The sequence below is a fragment of the Streptomyces sp. NPDC031670 genome (assembly GCF_055580545.1).
This window is the reverse complement of the sequence record NZ_JBVILC010000026.1, coordinates 87,793-103,096: the sequence shown is the minus strand read 5'-3', so window position 1 is coordinate 103,096 and position 15,304 is coordinate 87,793. Positions and strand designations below refer to the sequence as shown.

15 protein-coding genes and 1 pseudogene are annotated in these 15,304 nt (G+C 69.0%); 7 read left to right on the top strand and 9 right to left on the bottom strand.

What is annotated here, in order from left to right:
• Positions 1-68: 68 nt before the first annotated feature.
• Both ACZ5ID_RS32500 and ACZ5ID_RS32495 read right to left on the bottom strand, forming a co-directional pair.
• A complete protein-coding gene (locus ACZ5ID_RS32500; RefSeq protein ID WP_468905140.1) occupies positions 69-545 on the bottom strand; it encodes a hypothetical protein in 477 nt (158 codons plus the stop codon).
• Positions 546-989: 444 nt separating this feature from the next.
• The gene (locus ACZ5ID_RS32495; RefSeq protein WP_468905137.1) at positions 990-1,160 is read right to left on the bottom strand and encodes a hypothetical protein; all 171 of its coding nucleotides are present in this window, start codon (positions 1,158-1,160) and stop codon (positions 990-992) included.
• Between the two features lie 448 nt (positions 1,161-1,608).
• Between ACZ5ID_RS32495 and ACZ5ID_RS32490 the strand changes: the two genes are divergently transcribed.
• Complete coding sequence (locus ACZ5ID_RS32490; RefSeq protein ID WP_468905135.1) at positions 1,609-3,453, top strand: GmrSD restriction endonuclease domain-containing protein; 1,845 nt, start codon at positions 1,609-1,611, stop codon at positions 3,451-3,453.
• 69 nt (positions 3,454-3,522) lie between these two features.
• Here the strand turns inward: ACZ5ID_RS32490 and ACZ5ID_RS32485 are convergent, their stop codons facing one another.
• A complete protein-coding gene (locus ACZ5ID_RS32485) occupies positions 3,523-4,437 on the bottom strand; it encodes a hypothetical protein (protein ID WP_468905133.1) in 915 nt (304 codons plus the stop codon).
• Between the two features lie 293 nt (positions 4,438-4,730).
• Between ACZ5ID_RS32485 and ACZ5ID_RS32480 the strand changes: the two are divergent.
• The 3 genes and pseudogenes from ACZ5ID_RS32480 to ACZ5ID_RS32470 all read left to right on the top strand — a co-directional run.
• Positions 4,731-5,465, top strand: a pseudogene (locus tag ACZ5ID_RS32480) (NADP-dependent oxidoreductase); the annotation flags it as partial.
• A 166-nt stretch (positions 5,466-5,631) separates the two neighbouring features.
• Positions 5,632-6,285 (top strand): class I SAM-dependent methyltransferase, encoded by a 654-nt coding sequence (locus tag ACZ5ID_RS32475; RefSeq protein WP_468905130.1) that lies wholly within the window; start codon positions 5,632-5,634, stop codon positions 6,283-6,285.
• 158 nt (positions 6,286-6,443) lie between these two features.
• Positions 6,444-7,295, top strand: a complete 852-nt coding sequence (locus ACZ5ID_RS32470) for a class I SAM-dependent methyltransferase (RefSeq protein ID WP_468905127.1) — start codon at positions 6,444-6,446, stop codon at positions 7,293-7,295.
• Between the two features lie 78 nt (positions 7,296-7,373).
• Here the strand turns inward: ACZ5ID_RS32470 and ACZ5ID_RS32465 are convergent, their stop codons facing one another.
• The 4 genes from ACZ5ID_RS32465 to ACZ5ID_RS32450 form a co-directional block, all read right to left on the bottom strand.
• On the bottom strand, positions 7,374-8,156 hold the full coding sequence (locus ACZ5ID_RS32465; protein WP_468905124.1) for an oxidoreductase: 783 nt from the start codon (positions 8,154-8,156) through the stop codon (positions 7,374-7,376).
• A 91-nt stretch (positions 8,157-8,247) separates the two neighbouring features.
• The gene (locus ACZ5ID_RS32460) at positions 8,248-8,826 is read right to left on the bottom strand and encodes a TetR/AcrR family transcriptional regulator (protein WP_468905122.1); all 579 of its coding nucleotides are present in this window, start codon (positions 8,824-8,826) and stop codon (positions 8,248-8,250) included.
• Between the two features lie 561 nt (positions 8,827-9,387).
• On the bottom strand, positions 9,388-9,753 hold the full coding sequence (locus ACZ5ID_RS32455) for an excalibur calcium-binding domain-containing protein (protein WP_468905155.1): 366 nt from the start codon (positions 9,751-9,753) through the stop codon (positions 9,388-9,390).
• Between the two features lie 280 nt (positions 9,754-10,033).
• Positions 10,034-10,939: a S41 family peptidase gene (locus ACZ5ID_RS32450; protein WP_468905119.1), complete on the bottom strand. Its 906-nt coding sequence runs from the start codon at positions 10,937-10,939 to the stop codon at positions 10,034-10,036.
• 57 nt (positions 10,940-10,996) lie between these two features.
• Here ACZ5ID_RS32450 and ACZ5ID_RS32445 point away from each other — a divergent pair, with 57 nt between their 5' ends.
• Entirely contained in the window at positions 10,997-11,503 is a 507-nt protein-coding gene (locus tag ACZ5ID_RS32445) for an ArsR/SmtB family transcription factor (protein WP_468905117.1), read from the top strand.
• A 242-nt stretch (positions 11,504-11,745) separates the two neighbouring features.
• On the top strand, positions 11,746-12,384 hold the full coding sequence (locus tag ACZ5ID_RS32440; protein WP_468905115.1) for a hypothetical protein: 639 nt from the start codon (positions 11,746-11,748) through the stop codon (positions 12,382-12,384).
• Between the two features lie 129 nt (positions 12,385-12,513).
• On the opposite strand, the gene ACZ5ID_RS32435 is transcribed toward ACZ5ID_RS32440, so the two are convergent.
• Positions 12,514-13,497: an aldo/keto reductase gene (locus ACZ5ID_RS32435; protein WP_468905112.1), complete on the bottom strand. Its 984-nt coding sequence runs from the start codon at positions 13,495-13,497 to the stop codon at positions 12,514-12,516.
• A gap of 199 nt (positions 13,498-13,696) precedes the next feature.
• Positions 13,697-14,542 carry an SDR family NAD(P)-dependent oxidoreductase gene (locus ACZ5ID_RS32430; protein ID WP_468905110.1) on the bottom strand — a complete coding sequence of 282 codons (846 nt, stop codon included), beginning with the start codon at positions 14,540-14,542 and terminating at the stop codon, positions 13,697-13,699.
• A gap of 131 nt (positions 14,543-14,673) precedes the next feature.
• On the opposite strand from ACZ5ID_RS32430, the gene ACZ5ID_RS32425 reads away from it, so the two are divergent.
• Positions 14,674-15,261: a TetR/AcrR family transcriptional regulator gene (locus ACZ5ID_RS32425; RefSeq protein WP_468905107.1), complete on the top strand. Its 588-nt coding sequence runs from the start codon at positions 14,674-14,676 to the stop codon at positions 15,259-15,261.
• Positions 15,262-15,304: the final 43 nt, after the last annotated feature.

The window sequence follows — 15,304 nt, the reverse complement described above, 5'->3', positions numbered from 1 at the left end:
CCGGTCCGGGAGCAACGGCTCAATCCGCGCCCACTGCGCGTCAGTCAAAGGCACACCCGAACCAACGATCAGATGATCCGAACGAAACGGCCTAGGTCCGCATCGTTGAGCAGCGCGACTTGCACGGCCATCGGCCGGTCATGCCAGGTCTGCGCGACCATCGCGCGCAGCTTGGGATCGGAGCTGGCCGCCAGCTCCCCCGGCGGTCGGCCATAGACGTCGACCAGGACCTCGATGTTCAGCGGCACCCCGATGTCCACCCTGTGACGGATGAAGTCCGGGTAGGCGTCGCGAATGGCGGGGTCGGGGTGCTGGGCAATGCGGCGGCGCATCGCCGAGGAGATGCGGCGCCCGTGCAGGGATACGGCGGAATCGCTGCCGCCGTACGCAAGCAGGGCCTCGGCCACGGTGTCCGGTAGCTGTCCCGCGCGTATGACCAGCCCATGCCGGCCCGCCGCGTGCCTGGCCAGACGCACCAAGACGCCCACCGGGGCGACTGGGTTCCGCCCCAGTCCCGACAGGTGCGGCTGCTTGAGGTGGACCATGCGCCCACATTACGCCGGGGGCGTACTGGACAAGGGCCGTTGACCGTTGACCGTTGGCCGCTGCCCCGGCCGCGCCGCCCCTCGTAGCGGTGGCAAGGCCCGGTGCCAAGCGGGAGTTGGCCTGGCGAAGGCACAAGTCCCGCCACCGATGGCCTGCACCTCAACACCTGGACGAGGCGTCGACTGCCGTCGCCCGCGCTCCGGCATTTCCCGGTTCTCCTCCGGCCGAACAGGTGCCGACAGAACGTCAGTCGGCGCTGCGGACGCCGCACAGCGTCCCCCTGCCCGACAGGGCATGATCCGGAGCCGATCTGCTTGACTCCCGGCACGCGGGAAAGGCCGTCCCGCTCAACCCGAGCATGATGGGAGGGAGCGTAGGGAACGGCCGACCCGCGGCACGGTCACCACCTGCCGCACGGCCCGCGCGACGCCGAATCACCAAGATCAGTAGATGACGACGGATACCCCGCACAGGCCACGCCCATCCGCCGCTGCCTGCCGCCACACGCGCAGCGGTCCGAAGAGGACGCCTATGCACTCGCCCAGCTGGCAGCAGCCGACCTGCAGCTCGGGGCCGACACCATCACGTACGCACTCGACTACCAGCGTGCACATGGCCGGACGCCGGACGGCACCCTCATGAGCGCTCCGCACCTGGAAGGCCCGGGGATACGGATCGACTGGGACCGGTCAGATCCCCTACCTACCCTGGTCGGGGGAACCCCAGCCGTGCTTCCCCGCCAACACCTACATCTACGAACGCTGCTCGATCACCCCCCACCCCACGATCAGCGTGGCGACCGCGCGGGCCCGTTACGGCACCGTCCTGGCCGTCCACCTCAGCGCATCGGACAATTCCGGCCTCTATTACACCGTCCCCTGCGGCAAAGTCCGTTGGTAAGCAACAAAGGGACTGGCATCCACCCGGCGTCGCCGCCGATCTGATCTGACCGTCCGCGAGTGCGACGCCGCGAAGCCCACCTGAGTGAATCCGAGCCGGCCCTGAGCTGCCCCCACCGCCGCTAGGCTCGCGGTGACGGTCAGCACAGACAGGGGACGGACCATGACTGAACAAGCGTTCGGAATCGACAAGATCCAGTTAGCCAAACTGCTCCGCCGGGCGGCAGACGGCGAAACACAGCTTCCGGAGTTTCAGCGTGGCTGGGTTTGGCCGGAGCAGAACATCATCAGCCTGCTGGCCTCGATCTCTCGCGGCTACCCGGTCGGCACCTTGATGCTGCTCCAGACCGGTGGTGACGTCCGCTTCAAGTACCGCCCGATCGAAGGTGCCACTCCCCTTGCGAACGTCGACCCGGACGCATTGATCCTCGATGGCCAGCAGCGCATGACCTCATTGTTCCAGGCCCTGATGCTCAATGAGCCCGTCAAAACCCTGAACCAGCGGAAGCGGCCGACGAGCGGGTGGTTCTACGTCGATATGATGAAGGCACTCGACCCGCAGATCGACCGCGAGGACGCGATCCGGCTACTGCCGCCGGACCGCGTAGTCCGCAACTTCAGGGGCGAACCAACCGAGGACTACTCCACCCCCGAGAACGAATACGCGGCGCACCTCTTCCCGCTTTCCGCCCTCTTCAACACCAGGGAGTGGAGCTACGGTTACGAGGATTACTGGAAGGAGCGGGGCGAGGACGGCCGTAAAGGGTGGCGCGACTTCGAGGAGGCGTTCGTCCGTCCCTTCGACCTCTACCAGGTCCCGGTCATCCAGTTGGGCAAGCAGACCGAGCGTCAGGCGGTCTGCCAGGTCTTCGAGAAGGTCAACACCGGCGGCGTCACCCTCACCGTCTTCGAACTGCTCACCGCCACGTATGCCGCCGACGAGTTCAACCTGCGCGACCACTGGGCCAATCAGGTGCGTGCCGCATGGAAGGCCCCCGAATACCGCATCCTCAAAGAGGTGTCCAATACCGACTTCCTCCAAGCCGTCACGCTCATGGCGACAGCTGCCCGGCGCGAGGACGCGCTCGCGGCCGGGGACGACGAAGAGCGACTGCCTCGCATCGGTTGCAAGCGCAAGGACATGCTGGGGCTGGGGCTGATGGAGTATCAGCGCTTTGCGCCTCTGCTTGTCGAGGGCTTCAAGCAGGCCGCGAAGTTCGCACGCCGGCAGTACCTGTTCGATACCAGGTTCCTGCCCTATGGCACCCAGCTGATCCCGCTGGCATCGATCTTGAGCACGCTGGGGCAGAAGGCCGAACCCGCCGGAGCCCAACAGAAGATGGCCCGCTGGTACTGGTGCGGAGTCTTCGGTGAGCTCTACGGCGGCTCGACGGAAACCCGGTTCAGCCACGATCTCCCCGAAACGGTGGCATGGGTGCGTAGTAACGGACCCGAGCCCCGGACCATCCGCGACGCCCGGTTCAGCGAGGACCGACTCCTGACACTGCGTACCCGCAACAGCGCCGCGTACAAGGGGATCTATGCCCTGCTGATGAAGGAAGGCGCCGTCGACTGGCGTACCGGCCAGAGGACCGAGGACGCGGAGTACTTCGCGGAGTCTGTGGACATCCATCATGTCTTCCCACGGGCCTGGTGCGTGGACGAACAGATCTCCCCCGATCGGTACAACTCCATCATCAACAAGACCCCCCTCGCCTCCCGCACCAACCGGATCATCGGTGGCGCGGCGCCTTCCACGTACCTCCCCAAGGTTGCCAAAAACGCCGAGGTGGAAGCGGACGTGGTTGCCGACCACATTCGTACCCACATGGTCGATCCGGCTCTGCTGGCCCGGGACGACTTCGAAGCCTTTTTCAAGGCCCGCCAGGACGCGCTGGTACAGGCCGTCGAGAGGGCAACAGGCAAGGCGGTGGTCGCGGGCGAGGGGCACCCTGACAGCGAAGCCGCGAATGAGGACGAATACGAGGACGAAGACGATAACTACTAATCCTCTTGGTCGAGCGATTACTGTGAACCTCGGCGCCGCCTCCTAGGGAGTGTTTGAGGGCCGACAGGTTCACGGGCTCGGCATCAGGTCGGTGAGCGGGAACGCCGTCACGTCCTCGGGTGGGCGCGACAAGTGCAGCACGGTGTGGAAGTAGCCGTCCGTTTCCGTTCCGTACGGGTCATCGCCGGCCGAGGCAACCGCCTGGACGGCGTATTGCTGCTCGTCCTTGCCCGTGAAACGTCGTTGCCTGAAGGGGTGCGTGGTTGCCTTCTCGGTGACCAGGCCGAAGGAATCCAGGCATGCGGCGATGGACGCGTACGAGGACGTGCGCAGCACGAAAGCCGCGACCCACACCGGGTCCTGGGCGCAGTCCAGGATCGGTTGGAAGGTCCGGGGGGAAAGGAAGGACGACCCTCCGGTGATCGTGATCAGACGGGCGTGCCGCGCGGCGCGGAGCAGGGGCTGGGAGGGAGGCGCGGATTCGAGGTTCTCGGCGAAGCCCGCTTCGATCAGACCGACCTCGCATGCGTAGGAGATGGCGTTCGCGGCCATGTCGAGTCCGATCACGCGGGCCGGGTTGTCGCGCCGACGAGCCGCGTAGTAGCCGCGGTCCCATTCGATCAGTTCGGCTGTGGTGAGGGCGGTGGCGTGCGGCGACGTGTAGTGGGCGCAGAGGTCGTCCAGCGTCACTTCGTGGTTGAGAAGGGCCGCGTTGATGCCGTAAGAGCAGCAGATGTCCATCACGGTTACCGGTTCCGGTGCGCGGACCCCCCCGCTGAGGGCCGCGAGCGCCCGCCGAAAGATGTTCTGTCCGTGATGGGGAGTCTGGTATTCCAGTGGGCCCAGTGCCTGGAAATAGGCCCGGGGATCCGGCTGGTCGTAAATGTCGTCGAACGGCGTCATACCCTCCGCGGCGGGGGTCTTTGACGGCTGCCGGCCGTCCGCAGCGACGTTCTCGTGTCCCCGGTTCCGCACTCCGCTCATGCAGGTTCTCCTCACACCGCGCGGGTGGCTGTCGGGTCAGAGTCGGTGACTCGGGGGCCGTACCGGAAGAAGGCGGGAACGAAACCGGCCACGCGCCGTGAAAGGCCCTGCGCTGAGTCCTGCTGAGTCCATCGACGCCACCGCCGGTGACTTGGCACCCTTCGGCACCGCCGACCGGCCGCGTCGCCCGAGCCCGGCCCGGGACCCGGCCCCCGGGCCCGGCCGCAGCCCGCCGACGACCCCGGTTCAGGGCGCGGTGGCCTCCCAAGCCGCATCGATCATCCGGAAGACCAGCCCATCCGGTCGATCTGCCCGCCGGGGTCGGACTGGACGCCGCCGGCGTGGTGGACGAGGTCGGCGAGGGCGTCGTGGGGGTCGAGGTCGGCGACCGCGTGTTCGGCGAGGGCGCCGACACGTACGCCGAATTCGCCGTGCTGTCGGCCTGGGCCCGGATGCCCGAGGGACTGTCCTTCGAGGAGGCGGCCGGGTACCCGTCTGTGGTGGAGACCGCGCTGCGCGTCATCCGTGAGGTCGGCGTGCGGCCCGGGCAGACACTGCTGGTCAGCGGCGCGTCCGGCGGTGTCGGGTCGGCTGTGCTGCAGATCGCCCGCGCGCGGGGCATCACCGTGATCGGCACGGCCGGGGCCGCGAACCAGGACTACCTGCGCGGCCTGGGCGCCCTCGCCACGACCTACCACGAGGGCTGGGTCGAACGGGTGCGGCACCTGGGCCGGGTCGACGCGGCCCTCGACCTGGCCGGCTCGGGCGTGATCCGCGAACTCGTCGAGCTGACAGGCGACCCGCGCAAGGTCGTCTCCATCGCCGACCTCGATGCGCCGCGGCTGGGCGTCCGGTTCTCCGGCGCGGCCGGGAGCGTACCGGACGCGCTCGCCGAGGCCGTCGACCTCATCTCCCGGGGCATGCTCCACATCCCGGTCGAGAAGTCGTACTCGCTCACCGAGGCAGCGGCGGCGCACGCTGACAGCCGCAGCGGCCACACCCGGGGGCGCCGGGTCCTGGTCATCTGAGCCGCGGCCCACCCGGCGTCCGCTCCAAACGGCCGTTCAGCAGCGGGTGTTGAAAGGGTTCGGCGGTGCGGTGTGACGGCCGGGGCCGGGGCTGCGGCGGTGGATACCAGGCAGGTCAACAAGCTCGCGCCACTGCCTGTCGGTGCCCTGGTTTAGGGTCGGCAGCATGGCCGAGCCCTCCTTTCTGACCGCTGTCCGGGAGTCGTACGACACGGTCGCCGACGAGTACGTCCAACGTGTCCCGTCTCCAGCGGAGATGGACCCGTTGTCCCGCGCGATGCTGGCGGGGTTTGCCGAACTCGTGCGGACGGCCGACCTGGGGCCGGTCGCAGACCTGGGGTGCGGCCCCGGCCGCGTGACGGCGCACCTGGCCGGGCTGGGGGTGTCCGCGTTCGGCGTCGATCTGTCACCGAAGATGATCGGGCTGGCCCGTCAGGCCTATCCGGACCTGCGGTTCACCGAGGGCTCGATGACGGCCCTGGAGACGGGGGACGACGAACTCGGCGGCATCCTGGCCTGGTATTCCACCCACCACACGCCCCCGCAATGGCTGCCCGCGGTGTTCGCTGAATTCCACCGCACGCTCGCGCCCGGCGGCTTCCTGCTGTGGGGAGACTACGTGGGCGATGAACGGCTGCGGCCGACTCACGGCTATGGCCGTCCCGTGTCCTATGAGTCGCATCTGCTGCCCCTGGGCCACTTGGTCAGCTTGCTGGGCGAGGCCGGACTCGTCGTCACGGCACGGCTGGAGCAGGAGCCCGGCGGTCGGGTGAACAGGCCGCACGCCTGCCTCCTGGCCCGTAAGCCCGAAAGACCTTGATGGGGCGAGTTCTTGCGGGGCGAGTTCTTGCGGCGAGGTCGTCCGTGCCGGGGCGCCGACGGCGTGTCCGTGCCGGCTCGTCCGTGCCGGAGCACTGACGGCGTCCGAAACCCACTCCCTCGTCAGGGCCCCTGAAATCGGTCATCTAGGCTGGCGCGGTGACTGATGAGCAGGAGCGGGTGCAGCCGTCGGGAGTGTGGGCCACAGCGGTCGGGGTGGCCCGAGTGCGGGCGCTGGAGACCGAGCGGGAGAACGCGCTGTTCCGCGACCCACTGGCACAGGCCTTCGCCGCCGCCGGCGGTCTGTGGCCGTCCTCGCCGCCACTAGCCGATGACGAGGCCGCGCGTCGCCGCCGGTTGGGCGTGTCGTTCTCCATCGTCATCAGGACGAAGTTCCTCGATGATCTGTTGGAGCAGGCCTGCGCGTCCGGGGTCCGGCAGGTCGTGCTACTCGGCGCCGGCATGGACAGCCGCGCCTTCCGGATGGACTGGCCCGAGGGCACCCGGTTGTTCGAGGTCGACACCGCCGCCCCCTTGGACTTCAAGGCTTCGGTGCTGCGCCAGGAGCGGGCCGTCGCGGCCTGCGAGCGGATCACCGTCCCGGTGGATCTGCGTGAGGACTGGCCCGGCGCACTGGTCGCCGCAGGGCACGACCCGGCCGTGCCGACCGCGTGGATCGCCGAAGGACTACTGATCTACCTCCCCGATGACGCGGTGGAGCTCCTGCTGTCCCGGATCAGCACGCAGTCGGCGGCAGGCAGTTGGATGGGGCTGACGCTGGGCTCGCGCGGTGTGATCGAACGCTTCGGCGCGGACGCGGCACCGGGGTCCGCGGCGTCCATGTGGATCTCGGAGATGCCCGAGGACCCGGTGGGCTGGCTGGCCGGGCACGGCTGGGAGGCCGACAGTCACACCCTGCGCGAGCGCGCTGCCGCCTACGGCCGCCCGATGAGTTCCCCGCCGCAGTCCGAGGAGGGGCCCGGCGGACTGATCTCGGCGGTTCGGCGATAGAACGCCTCCCGGTTCACCGGATGCCCCAAGACCTGCCGTCAGGCCGGGTCCCGAGCCCCTGCGCTCCGGCCGTGAGCCTCACACCGTCTTGATGCCGCCGCCATCGACGACATAGTCGGCGCCGGTCATGCTCGCCGCGCGGTCCGAGGCGAGGAACGCGACGACGGCCGCGACCTCGTCTGGTTCGACCATGCGGCCGGTGGTCATACCCATCCCCGCCGGCACCCCGGACACGAAGTCCCGGTGCCCGATGCCATGGGCCTCGGCAAGTCGGGCGCCGAAGCTGTCGTCGTCCTCCCACATGCCCGTACGCGTCGGGCCGGGCGAGACGGTGTTCACGCGTACGCCCTGGGGCCCGAACTCCTCGGACAGCGCCTTGCCGAACGCGTTGAGACCCGCCTTCGCGACGCCGTACTCGATCGGGCCCGTGCCCGGCAGACGCGCACTCATCGATGAGATGTTCACGATCGAGCCGCGGCGTTCCAGGATGCTCGGCAGCAGTCGGCGAGTGACCCGGACCGTGCCGAACAGGTTGACTTCGAAGCTCTGCGCCCACAGGGCGTCGTCGGTCGCGAGGAACCCGTGCAGATTGAACGCGTCCCCGCCGCCCAGGTTGTTGACCAGGATGTCCACGCCGCCGAGTTCCGCGAGCGCCTGCGCCCCCAACTCCTCCGCGCCTGCCGGCGTACTCAGGTCGACTGCCACCGGGTGGGCCCCGGCCTCCTTCAGTTCGGAGGTGATCGTGCGGGCCGCGCCGACGACTCGGACCCCCTCGGCGACGAGCTGCCGCGTGATCGCGAGGCCGACCCCTCGGCTGGCCCCGGTGACGACCGCCGTCTTCCCTACGAGATTGAGCTCCATGTCAGATCTCCTTGCAGATTTTTGAACTACAGGTACAAAACAAGCCCACAAAAATGAGGGCCCGGCCGGGGGGCCAACCGGCGGCACTGAACTACAAGGACTCCATCGCCGCGTCCACGACTCGCCTCAACTGCGTGGCATCCTGAGCGGTCTTCGCCAGTACCCGCATACCGATCACCGTCGCGAGCAGCCAGGCGGCCACCGCCGCCGCGTCGCGAGCACCGTCGATCTCACCGGCTCGCTGGCCCTCCTCGACGGTCGCCCGGAACGCGCCCTCCGTCCGCGCGAACATCTTGCGTACGGTGTCGGCCGTCTCGGCGTCGGAAGGGGCAGACTCCGCAGCGGTGTTGACCGCCATGCAGCCACGCCGACCCGGGTCGCCCAGGTCGAGCTCGACCAGCGCCTCCAGTGCGCCCCGCAGCCGGTCCCTCGCCGAACCGGGATGGTCGAGGAGTGCGGTCAGCCACGCGACCTGCGAGTCGCGGTAGCGCGCCAACGCCCGCTCGAACAGCGCGTGCTTGCTGCCGAAGGTGTTATACAGGCTGCCCTTGCCGATGCCGATCTCGTCCACGAGGTCCTGCGGCGTAGTCGCCGCATACCCCTTGCGCCAGAACACGTCCATCGCGCGCTCCACCGCCACGTCCGGATCGAACTGCTTCGGCCTGCCCATGGCGCTACCGTAGCAGGGTTTTTGACCTTGAGGTCAAATAGTTGGCCGGACAACGCCACCGGGTCGGGGTGATGGGCGGGGTCGTATGCGTACAGCGGGAGCAGCAACGCTTTCCCGCACCGGGCGCGGCCGGGGCAGGATCCGATCCGCAGCGCCCATCATGCTGCAACCTGCTTCCCGGACCGGAGAACGGCGGGATAGGGTCGAAAGGTCCCGGGCGCCGGCAAGTTCGGGGCCATGGGCCGACGACCGCGCCCACCTAGCTCCTGCACGGAGTGGGGTCCGTCTCATGACGGGCGGTCGTCGGACACACCGCCCTCCCCCACTGCCGGGTCAGGCGTCAACGTCAGGCCTGCCCTGCCATGCTTAGCGCGACCGCGATATGGCTCGAGAGGACGCTGCCGCCCGGCGCCCGCTCGTTCGCAGGCCCCTGGCGCGACGGATGCTGGGTGACGAAGCACTCGGTGAGGCGCAGGCGCGTTCCACTTCTGCGCAGGGGTTTGTGTCACCCACCCCCGCGCCAACGGGAGCCGCCCGCCACACCGCGCTGACGAGACGCGCTCACACCTGACGCCGTCGCCTCAGGACGATGTAACCGATACCCGCGGCGCCGGTCACCAGGACCACACCTGCCCCGATCTCAAGCCTGCCGGGGCCGGCCTCTGAGGTGCCCCCCATCCCACCCTGAGCACCACGAGTAGGTATCGCGGTGGGGCCGAAGGGTGCCGGCGTGGGCAGGACATTGCCCCTCCTGGGCAATGTCTCGCAGGCGATTCCGTCGTGATCCTCATCCAACCGGAAGGGATCACTGCGGTCCCTGTCGAAGACGGCTTGCGCTTCCTCCTGGAAGCGGAAGTCACTGCAGTCCAGATCCGTCTGCGCATGGGCAGTGCCGGAAGACAGAGCACAAGAAGCGAAAGCCAGCACTATGCAGGCCGCGCCAGCACGACGATCCACAGGAGCCTCCTCACGATCCCCGAGAGGTTGATTCGACCCTAAGAGGGTTGCCGCGAACGCGCGTCGAGAGGCAGACCGAACGGGTTAAACCAACTGCCGCCTACACCAACGCAGGCGGCCGACGGCGTCATGGACTCGGGACTGGTCAGGCCTGGTCACCCGCGCGGAGAAGACCGCCACCGTCTCCCCGACCGGACACCACACCCCGGGCGTCTTCATCCGGTCCGCCCGCTGATCCAGAAGAAGGAACTCAGGTCAAGCGCGCCACGGCCAGAGGCAGCGCCCGGTCGAGCGCCGTCTCGGCGTCGCACAGCACATCGGGCTGGACTCCGGTGCCCTCCCAGTTGGTGCCCGAGACCGGGTTGACCGCGCGGGCGACAGGCACGCTGAGTTCCAGGTGCGGGTGCACCGTCCAGCCCTCGCGCGGGTGCGCGCCGCCCCGGGTGGCCTCCCCGACGATCTCGGCGCGCCCGAGCTGCTGCAGGTCGTACGCGAGCTCCTCGCCCGCCGAGAAGGTGTTTCCACTCGTCAGCACGGAAAGCGGCTTGCTGCCACCGAAGCGGGCACCCGGTACGAACGGGGGCGTCCAGGACTGCTCAGCCACCTTCCCCTGCTGCGAGACCATGGTGTTGAGGTGTGTCCGGCCGTCGAGCAGATAGCCGCAGATGAAGGCGACCGTGTCCGGATCGCCACCGGTGTTGCGGCGCAGGTCCAGGATGAGGGCGCGGGCGGGGGCCACCAGGGAGAGCGCCGCGGCCAGCGGCTGCGCCGCCCAGTCCAGCGGGAACATCTTGGGTGCGATCTCCAGGACCGCGACGTCGCCGTCGAGGAGCTCCACGCGCGGGACACCACACAGAGAGGCGTCGAATTCTCTCCGCATCGCGGCGAGTGCCGCCGCGCCCTGCTCAGTCGGCACCGGCACGGCGTGGTACTTGAGTGCCAGGTGCAGGTCGCCGTTGACGGACCGTAGGTCCGCGGTGACCGCTTCGGCCAACTCCTCGGCGGATGCGGCCCGGTAGGAGCCCTCGACGCTCCGGCGCCGCAGCAGGTCCGCCACTTGTCGGGCGGCATCGGGGAAGACGTAGTTCTCACAGACCAGGTCGGCGATCGACTCGACGACGGCGTCCAGCGCACGTGGCGATGTGGTGGAAATCATGGAAGGGAGTAGACCAGCGCCTTGCCAAAGCGTCAACCGTACTTAACGCTTGATCTGGTGAACCACCAACCAGACGACGGCGTCCAGCGGATCAGCACGCCTCTGCAGCACACCGCACTCGCCCACCCCCTGCGACAGCGACTGCTCTTCGCCCTGAGCAGCCGGCCGTCCACGATCAGCCGCCTCGCCGCACAGTTGGGAGCGAACAAGGGCAGCGTCTCCCACCACCTCAGGGTGCTGTGCGAGGCGGGGTTGGTCCAGGACGCGGGAACGCGACGGGTGCGTGGTGGCACCGAGAAGTACTACCGGCGGACCGCCGAGCGACTGCTCGTCGCCGAACCGCAGGCCGAGGGTACGGCCGCACTGTTCGGCGCCGTCGCTCAGGAGTTGGACCGCTCCCCCGTCGACCACCTTCTGACACTGCGGCACATCCGGCTCAGCCCGGCCAAGGCAGCGCGGCTCGCCGAGGCACTGGCCGCACTGGTCGACGAGACGGAGGAGGATTCGGAGGGTGAGCCGGTGCACGGCCTCCTGGTGACGCTCTACCAGCAGGCCGGGGCGTAGGGGCCGTCTGCTGACGAGCGGGTAACGGGGCCTCTGCCACTCACCATCATGCGCTTCTCGAACGGTTGCCGTCTTCCAGCCCGGGGCCGGCCGGGCACAAGGCGCGACCTGACGGGTTCATCTCGGTGAGCCTCACGCGGGCCCGGAGCGTGAGAGCTCACCGCGGCAGCGGCGAGTTGCCTGCTCCTACGTTGCGTGGAACGCTGAAAACAGTATCCGAATGCCCGGATCGGAGGCTTCCGATGCGTCTCGGACCATTGACCGGCCTCGTGGCCGTTGTTCTGATCGCCGTCGCTTTCGGTGTGGGTGGCGATACGCCGGGTATCGGGGATTCCGGGCCGCAGATCAGGCTGTTCTTCCAGGAGCACGACACGCGGCAGGCGGTTTCCCTGTACCTGTTGATCCTGGCGGGCGTCCTCCTGGTTTTCTTCGCCGGTAGTCTTCGGCACCACCTCGCCGAGTCCGACCGGCACGGCTGGCTGCCTCAAGTCGCCTTCGCCGGAGGGATATTGTCGGCCGCGGGTTTCTGGTTGGGATCGGCGGTGACGCTCGCGCTGATCGACGCGAGCGACAAGCAGAAAGTCGGCGGGCCTGCCCTTCAGGCCATGAATGTCCTCAGCAACGACCTCTTCATTCCCTTTGTCGGCGGAATCGGCACCATGCTGCTCGCCGCCGGGCTGGACACAGCGCGCAGCGGAACGCCCTTGCCTCGCTGGCTCGGCTGGGCCGGCATCGTGCTCGGTGTGCTGATGTTCATCCCCTGGGCCGGCTTCATCGCCTTCCTCGTATCGGGATTGTGGATCATCATCGCCAGCGTGCTGCTCGCCCGGCGGCCGAACACCCCGGACGTCGCGAGGACCCCGAACGTACCGACCTCCTGATTCGCTCTTGCGCCCGACACGCATCGGCGTCGGCGACTGAGGGGCGAGCCGCCGGGACGACGCGGCGCGGGCCGGTTGGGCGGTGTCCGGCCCGCCCTTCGGGTATCCCCCACCCGGCCATCCCCGGCCTCAGCCGTTGAGGTTCCGCATCAGTTCGGGGGCGTAACGGTCGCCGGAGACGATGCCGCGCGGGGCGACCGCGTCGATGGCGGCCAGTTCCTCATCGGTGATCGCCACGGTGGTGGCGGCGACGTTCTCCTCCAGATAGCGGCGGCGCTTGGTCCCGGGGATGGCGACCGCTCCCTGGTGCAGCACCCAGGCAAGGGCCAGCTGGGACGGCGAGACCTGCTTGGCGGCGGCCAGGCGGCGGACCTGGTCGACGACGGCCAGGTTGCGGCCGAAGTTCTCGCCCTGGAAGCGCGGGTCGGTGCGGCGGAAGTCGTCGGCCGCGAAGTCGTCGGGGCTGGTGATCGCACCGGTAAGGAACCCGCGTCCGAGCGGCGAGTAGGCGACCAGGCCGATCCCGAGCTCGTTCAGGGTGGCCATGACCCCGTCGTCCTCGATGCCGCGCTCGAAGAGCGAGTACTCGGTCTGAACCGCCGTGATCGGGTGGACGGCGTGGGCACGGCGAATGGTCTGCGGGGCGACCTCGCACAGGCCGATATGGCGGACCTTGCCGGCGTCCACCAGCTCGCCCATGGCGCCGACCGTCTCCTCGATCGGCACCTGCGGGTCGACCCGGTGGAGGTAGTACAGGTCGACGTGATCGGTGCCCAGGTGACGCAGCGAGCGGTCGAGGGAGCGACGAATGTAGGCGGGGCTTCCGTTGTGGCCTCGGAGCGTCCCGTCGTCCGTGAACTCGATCCCCGTCTTCGTGGCGAGAACGGCCTGGTCACGGCGGCCCGCGAGGGCCTTGCCGAGGAGCTGCTCATTACGGAACGGGCCGTAGCTCTCGGCGGTGTCCAGCAGAGTCACGCCCAATTCCAGGGCGCGGTCGATGGTGGCGAGGGACTCGGCCTCGTCGGTGTGGCCGTAGAAGGCGCTCATGCCCATGCAGCCGAGTCCTTCAACGGAGACGGTCAGGCCCTGGCTGCCAAGGGTGCGGAGTTCCATGGTGATCTTCCTTGCTGGTGCGGGTCGTTCGCGCGGTGTGACTGGTGGGTTGTGCGTACGGTGCGGTGCGGACCCCCGGCTCGGCGGAGGCGCTGGTCGCGTGGGGCGGGTGCGGTGACGTTGTGGCGCCGACGGGCGGAGGTGCTGTACGGGCTGCCGCGTACGGCGTTCCCGGGGCACCCATGGGAGCGTGGGGCGCTCAGCGCACCCAGGTACGGGTGAGGTTCTGGACGGCGGAGCCGTCGAGGTCGGCGAGGGTGGTGGCGACGAAGTCGCGGGCCCACTGCGAGGTCTGGACGCGGTAGGGCGGGCGGGCAGCGGTCAGGGCCTCGACGATCGGGGCGGCTGCCTCGGCCGAGGTCTGGGCGGTGGAGAACGACTGACGCGTGCGGTTGATGTAGGCCTCGAGCGCCGGGCCGTAGGGCCCGGCTGCGGCCAGCTGCGCCGCGATGTCCAGGCCGAGATTGGCGACGAACTCGCTGGCTACCGCACCGGGCTCCACCACGGTGACATCGACGCCTACGGTGGCGGCGACCGGCGCGAGCGACTGCATGAAACCCTCCACCGCGAACTTGGCCGCGCAGTACGCCTCGTTGAAGGGTTGGCCGACGACGCCGCCGACGCTGGTGACGGTGATCACCCGGCCCTCGGACGCCCGCAGGTGCGGCAGTGCTGCCCTGGTCGCCGCCACCACGCCGAAGAAGTTGACCTCCATGGCCGCGCGGACGTCGTCGAGGCTGCTCTGCTCGATGGTGCCGACCTGGGCGGCGCCGGCGTTGTTGACCAGCGCGTCGAGGCGGCCGTGCTCGGCGATGACCTCGTCCAGGCAGAGGGTGATGCCCGCGGAGTCGGTCACATCCAGGCGCTTCACCTGGATCCGGTCCGCGACACCCGCTTCGGCGGCGGTCCTGAGCAGGGCCTCGGCCTTGCCGGTGTCACGCATGGTGGCGATGGTCGTCCAGCCCGCCTGGGCCGCGCCGATGGCGGCGGCCAGGCCGATACCGGAGGACGTACCGGTGATCAGAACCGTCTTGGGGGAGGTCATGAGGGTCTTCCTTGCATGGGAGCACGACGGGCCGACACCCGTAACCGGGGAGTTCCCCGGTTACCCATCACGTTAAACGGGGACCTCCCCGGTTGTCCAGCTAGACTGGTCCCCTGACGAAGGGAACAGCCTTGACCACCAAGCCGAGCGTGTTGCGCGCCGATGCCCGCCGCAACCGCGAGCGGATCCTCGAAGCAGCCGTGCGCGCCTTCTCCGAAAAGGGGCCCGACGTGGCGATCGACACGATCGCCAAGGCCGCGGGCGTCGGCTCGGCCACCCTCTACCGCCACTTCCCGACCCGGGAGGCGCTGGTCGAGGCGGCCTACCGCAACGAACTGGCGCGCGTCTGCGACAGCGCCACGACGCTGCTCGCCGATCATGCCCCGGACCGGGCACTGCGGCTGTGGATGGATCACTTCATCGACTACGTGGCGGCCAAGCAGGGCATGGCGGACGCCCTGCGGGCCGCGGTCGCATCCGGTGCGGACCCCTTCGCCGAGACCCTCGACAAGCTCGGCACCGCGCTCACCACCCTGCTGCACGCCGGTGCCGCTGCCGGTCTGGTGCGCTCCGACATCGACCCCTTGGACGTCGGCTTCAGCCTGGCCGGGGTCGCGCTGATCACCAGCGCTCCGGACCAGCGCGAACGAGCCGGCCGTCTCCTCGACCTGCTCCTCGACGGCCTCCGGTACGGAGCGGACGGGGCGAGGCAGCAGTAGGCAGGGGCGGCCGACGGCAAGCTGTTCGACTCGGCCACGGGGA

What these genes read in the sequence shown, in the direction of transcription:
- ACZ5ID_RS32475 (WP_468905130.1), top strand. Translation starts at nt 5,632, where the DNA reads ATGGCCGAGCCCTCCTTTCTGACCGCTGTCCGGGAGTCGTACGACACG.
- ACZ5ID_RS32435 (WP_468905112.1), bottom strand. Translation starts at nt 13,497, where the DNA reads ATGGAACTCCGCACCCTTGGCAGCCAGGGCCTGACCGTCTCCGTTGAA.
- ACZ5ID_RS32490 (WP_468905135.1), top strand. Translation starts at nt 1,609, where the DNA reads ATGACTGAACAAGCGTTCGGAATCGACAAGATCCAGTTAGCCAAACTG.
- ACZ5ID_RS32450 (WP_468905119.1), bottom strand. Translation starts at nt 10,939, where the DNA reads ATGATTTCCACCACATCGCCACGTGCGCTGGACGCCGTCGTCGAGTCG.
- ACZ5ID_RS32500 (WP_468905140.1), bottom strand. Translation starts at nt 545, where the DNA reads ATGGTCCACCTCAAGCAGCCGCACCTGTCGGGACTGGGGCGGAACCCA.
- ACZ5ID_RS32430 (WP_468905110.1), bottom strand. Translation starts at nt 14,542, where the DNA reads ATGACCTCCCCCAAGACGGTTCTGATCACCGGTACGTCCTCCGGTATC.
- ACZ5ID_RS32440 (WP_468905115.1), top strand. Translation starts at nt 11,746, where the DNA reads ATGCGTCTCGGACCATTGACCGGCCTCGTGGCCGTTGTTCTGATCGCC.
- ACZ5ID_RS32460 (WP_468905122.1), bottom strand. Translation starts at nt 8,826, where the DNA reads ATGGGCAGGCCGAAGCAGTTCGATCCGGACGTGGCGGTGGAGCGCGCG.
- ACZ5ID_RS32485 (WP_468905133.1), bottom strand. Translation starts at nt 4,437, where the DNA reads ATGAGCGGAGTGCGGAACCGGGGACACGAGAACGTCGCTGCGGACGGC.
- ACZ5ID_RS32465 (WP_468905124.1), bottom strand. Translation starts at nt 8,156, where the DNA reads ATGGAGCTCAATCTCGTAGGGAAGACGGCGGTCGTCACCGGGGCCAGC.
- ACZ5ID_RS32495 (WP_468905137.1), bottom strand. Translation starts at nt 1,160, where the DNA reads ATGTGCACGCTGGTAGTCGAGTGCGTACGTGATGGTGTCGGCCCCGAG.